Below are 4337 nucleotides of genomic sequence, written 5' to 3'. Positions count from 1 at the left end.
CCCCGGAGCCGTCGCCCGTGGCGCCGACGTCGGTGGTGCGGGCGACGAAGATGTCTCGGTCGACATCGGAGGAGAACGAACGCAGCACCAGATTCTCCCCGGAGCTGGCGGGCCGCTCCCCGAGGGTGAACGTGAGCTGCTTGTTCAGGTCCTCGAGCTCGGCGGCGATCCGACGGCGCGAATCCCTGGTGAGCTGGTCGAAGGACATCGTCATGACCGCCTCACCACCGAGGTGCGACGTTTCGAGCAGAGCCGAGATGGACGCGACGGCCGAGCTCCTGTCATGGGCCTCGACGATCACGTCGAGCACCTCGTGACGGCGGTCGAGCGCCTTGGCAAGAGCGTCGGCGATCTCCCGACGGGCGGCTGCGTGGTCGTGATCAGTCATGACGATGAGCGTAGAACACCCGGCGTCATCCACCGGGTCGAACTCGGCCGTCCCTGGAGATGAGTCAGAACGCGGGCCATGGGATCGGTCTGCGCCGGTCCGGGCTTGGCATGACGGGATTCTCAAGCAGACCAACGGCTCTGGCGTACAGGGCATCGATCTCCCGGTTGGTGAGGTGGGGCCGCAAGACCTCCTCGAAGTCGCCGAGCAGGGCGTCGCGCAGTGCTGCGACGTCGCGCAGCGCATCGTCGTCGACCGGCTTTCCCGCCCACCCCCACAGCACCGTGCGCAACTTGTCCTCAGTGTGCAGGCTCACACCGTGGTCGACGCCGTAGACGCACGAGTCGACTCCGGCAAGGATGTGACCGCCCTTGCGGTCTGCGTTGTTGATCAGAACGTCGAACACGGCCATCCGTCGCAGCCGGTGATCGTCGGCGTGCACCAGGGTGACTTCGTCGCCCGCGTAGTCGTAGGCCTGCAGGATCGGCAGGAAGCCGGGAGGGACGTGACCAGCCGGGAGCAGGTCCACCAGATCCGGCCCGGCGTCGGGCCGTTCCTCCGGTTCATCGCCCGCGAGGGCGTCGCCGGGCTGATCGACCCACCGCTGCACCATGCCGATGCCCGCAGGGCCATCACGAAGCACGGTGTAGGGCACGACGTTCCAGCCCAACGTCGCCGAGACGAGATACGCGCCTAGTTCACGCCCTGCCAGCGTGCCGTCAGGGAAGTCCCACAGCGGGGCCTCGCCGGCGACCGGTTTGTACACGCAGTGCGCCTGACGGTCCCCAAGATGCGCCTCGCACAGGAACGTCGCGTTGCTTGCGGAGCGGATGCGCCCGATGACGGTCAGTTCGCCGCAGCGCAACACCTCGTCCTGGTCGCCTTCGTGGTGGCCTTCCGGGTGCTCGTAGCCCTCAGGTATCGGCGTCATCGTCGGATCCGGCCAGTGCGCCTCGTCGATAACCGTTGGTGCGCACGCAGATGTGCCCTTCGGGATCCAAGGGTTCGTCGCACAGCGGACACGGGGGCCGGCCGGCGGAGATGACCCGGTTGGAGCGGGCAGCGAATTCCCTGGCCGACTCTGGGCTCAGGAAGACGCGCACGGCGTCGGGTCCGTCCTCGGCATCATCGAGCACCACGGAGGCGTCGAACTCGGTTTCGGACACCGCGAGCAGTTCGACGACGACGGTCTCTGCCTCCGAGTCCCAGCCAAGGCCCATCGTGCCGACGCGGAATTCCGCATCGACGGGCATGATCAGCGGGCTGAGATCGTCGATCTGGACCGTCTCGGGCGGCACCGGGGTGCCGAATCGACGATTGATCTCCAGCAGCAGCGCGGCGATCCGCTCGGCGAGCACCGCCACCTGCTGCTTCTCGAGAATCACCGACACGACCCGTTCGTCGTGGACGGCCTGAAGGTAAAACGTGCGGTCGCCTGGCTGCCCAACGGTCCCGGCCACGAAGCGGTCGGGTGAACGGAAGACGTGAATCGAACGGGTCATGACGCCTCCCAAAATACCGGTATTACCACCGCAGCCGTAATTCGAACGTCGGCGCGGCCGTCGCTTCTGGTCCGTTCAGTCGGTGCTACCGCCGACCACCGCGTCGCCAGAGGGTTCCGGTTTCGCCAGAAGAGCCGCGGTCAGGGCGGGACCGGTGTGGTTGACGTGAAGGACGAACGGCCGCACCGCCGTGTAGCGGATCACACTCATCGACGCCGGGTCGGCGGTGATCCGCTGGAAGCTGTCCAGGTGGGTGCCCAGGGCATCGGCGATGATCGCCTTGATCACGTCGCCGTGCGTGCAGGCGACCCACAGCACGTCACCGTCGTTTTCCTCGGCGAGCGTGCGATCGTGTTCGCGGACGGCCGACACCGCCCTCGCCTGGACCTGAGCCAGGCCCTCGCCGTCGGGGAACACCGCGGCGCTGGGCTGCTGCTGCACCACCGCCCACAGCGGCTCCTTGACCAGATCGCCGATCTTGCGGCCGGTCCAGGCGCCGTAGTCGACCTCCGAGAGCCGTTCGTCCACCACGGGTTTCAGCCCGAGGGCGGTAGCGAGCGGTTCCACCGTTCGCTCACAGCGCAACAGCGGTGAGCGCACGATCGCCTTGACGGGCAGGTCGCCGAGCCTGCCGATCACCGACTCGGCCTGCTCGCGACCCTTGTCGTCGAGGTCGACGCCTTCGGAGCGCCCTGCCAGCGTGTGGGCCGTGTTCGACGTCGAGCGGCCGTGCCGCAGCAGGATGACCGTCACGGGCGGGCCTTGGCGTGGGTGGGAGATGTCATTGCGCGTTCACCACGCCCGTGCCGAGCAGGATCAACACGATGACGCCCACGGCCACCCGGTAGCCGACGAACCAGTACATGCCGTGCCTCACCAGGAATTTCAGGAACCACGCGACTGCCCCGTACCCGATCACGAAGGCGATGATGGTGCCGACCAGCAACTGCGGTCCCGTCGCGCTCATCCCCGCACCTTCGGGGTGGAAGGCGTCGGGAAGCGAGAACAGGCCTGAGGCGAGCACGGCGGGGATCGCCAGCAGGAAGCCGAACCGTGCCGCGGCCGCTCGCTCCTGGCCGAGGAACAGGCCCGCGCTGATGGTCGCTCCCGACCGGGACACTCCAGGGATCAGCGCGAGACACTGGGCCACGCCGATGACGATGCTGTCGCGCCACGTGAACTGCTCGATGGGCCGGGTCTGCCTGCCGTAGTACTCGGCGGCGGCGATGACGGCCGAGAAGACGATCAGGGCGGTCGCGATGATCCACAGGTTGCGGACGTCGCCACGGATGTAGTGCTTGAAGACGAGCCCGGCCGCCCCGATCGGGATGGTGCCGATGATCACCCACCAGCCCAGCCAGTAGTCGGGGGTTCGCCTCGCCCTGTCGAAGAGCCCGCCGAACCATGCCCTGACGATGCGCACGATGTCGCGGGCGAAGTAGATCAACACGGCGATCTCGGTGCCGATCTGAATGACTGCGGTGAACGAGGCACCTGCGTCGCGCCCGAAGAACACCTCGGACACGATTGCCAGGTGGCCGGAGGAGGACACCGGCAGGAATTCGGTGAGGCCCTGCACCACGGACAGCACGATCACCTGCAACCACGACACGTCCGTCACGCCGACGACCGTACCGTGGGGTCGAGTCAGCGAGTCGTGCGCGGGACCGGTTGCGCGTCAGCAACTGTGTCGCGTACGGCTGCGGCCAGGCTGCGCTCGTCCTCGACGTCGACGTGGGCGAGGCTGCGCGTGGCCGCGGCGACGACTTCCTCGGCCTGCGGTACCGGTCCTGCGAGCCATGGTCGGTAGATCTCCACCGAGAGCGTCTGCCGATCGACGCGGAAGGAGAAGCTCCTGCCGTCTCCGACCCTGCCGAATCCGCTGGCGTGCATGCCAGTGGAGATGTCCTCGATGTCGAACTCCCCGCGCGCTACGTCGTTGTCCGCAGCCAGAGTCATGCGGGAACCATACCGTCGGGCCCACGCCCGGACGTGCCTAGACTGGCCATTCGATCGCCCTCCAACCGTCACAGTCGAGAGTTACCCTTTGCCACCGCGCGCCACACTGAAGAGTCGCCTTGCTCACAGCGCCCTAGTGATGGTGACGGTGATTGCCCCGATCGGGTGCACTTCCACACACGACGACACGCCGCCCCCGACGATCGCCCCCGCCGTGGCCGCGGTGTCACCGCCGGTCGCTGGGCAGCCGCAAGGGTCGGTGCGGCCGCTCGCCGGCATCGGGGTGGCCGCCGCGTTCGACCCGGCCACGTCGTCATTGGTCGTGCTGGAACTCGATCCCGCGGGCGCGTCCGCCGTCACCACGTTCCCGGTGTCTGGGCCTTCCACGACGGTGCCCCTACCCGGCCCGGCCACCGCGATCGTCGCGGATGGGGACGGGGCGGTGTACCTGTCGGCCAAGGGGGGCTACTTCAAGGTCGACGTCAAGG

At 67.8% G+C, this 4337-nt stretch carries 5 protein-coding genes and 2 pseudogenes; 1 reads left to right on the top strand and 6 read right to left on the bottom strand.

Translation table 11 applies throughout. The features are described 5' to 3' along the window. From ACRDUX_RS29430 to ACRDUX_RS29405, 6 genes and pseudogenes are all read right to left on the bottom strand, one after another. Positions 1-388, bottom strand: a pseudogene (locus ACRDUX_RS29430) (GNAT family N-acetyltransferase); the annotation flags it as partial. 64 nt (positions 389-452) lie between these two features. Further along, the gene (locus ACRDUX_RS29425; protein WP_526419120.1) at positions 453-1319 is read right to left on the bottom strand and encodes an Rv2133c family protein; all 867 of its coding nucleotides are present in this window, start codon (positions 1317-1319) and stop codon (positions 453-455) included. Next, a complete protein-coding gene (locus ACRDUX_RS29420) occupies positions 1303-1890 on the bottom strand; it encodes an Rv2134c family protein (RefSeq protein WP_526419118.1) in 588 nt (195 codons plus the stop codon). Before ACRDUX_RS29420 ends, ACRDUX_RS29425 begins: the two co-directional genes overlap by 17 nt. 75 nt (positions 1891-1965) lie before the next feature. Beyond that, a complete protein-coding gene (locus tag ACRDUX_RS29415; RefSeq protein WP_526419116.1) occupies positions 1966-2643 on the bottom strand; it encodes a histidine phosphatase family protein in 678 nt (225 codons plus the stop codon). 28 nt (positions 2644-2671) lie between these two features. After that, positions 2672-3502 carry an undecaprenyl-diphosphate phosphatase gene (locus ACRDUX_RS29410; protein ID WP_526419122.1) on the bottom strand — a complete coding sequence of 277 codons (831 nt, stop codon included), beginning with the start codon at positions 3500-3502 and terminating at the stop codon, positions 2672-2674. A gap of 35 nt (positions 3503-3537) precedes the next feature. Further along, positions 3538-3849, bottom strand: coding sequence for a hypothetical protein (locus ACRDUX_RS29405; protein ID WP_526419115.1), 312 nt, complete (start codon positions 3847-3849; stop codon positions 3538-3540). 148 nt (positions 3850-3997) lie between these two features. Here ACRDUX_RS29405 and ACRDUX_RS29400 point away from each other — a divergent pair. After that, positions 3998-4337, top strand: a pseudogene (locus tag ACRDUX_RS29400) (hypothetical protein); the annotation flags it as partial.

This window comes from Mycobacterium sp., from assembly GCF_050701675.1.
Taxonomy (GTDB): domain Bacteria; phylum Actinomycetota; class Actinomycetes; order Mycobacteriales; family Mycobacteriaceae; genus Mycobacterium.
This window is presented reverse-complemented; position numbering and strand designations above follow the sequence as displayed.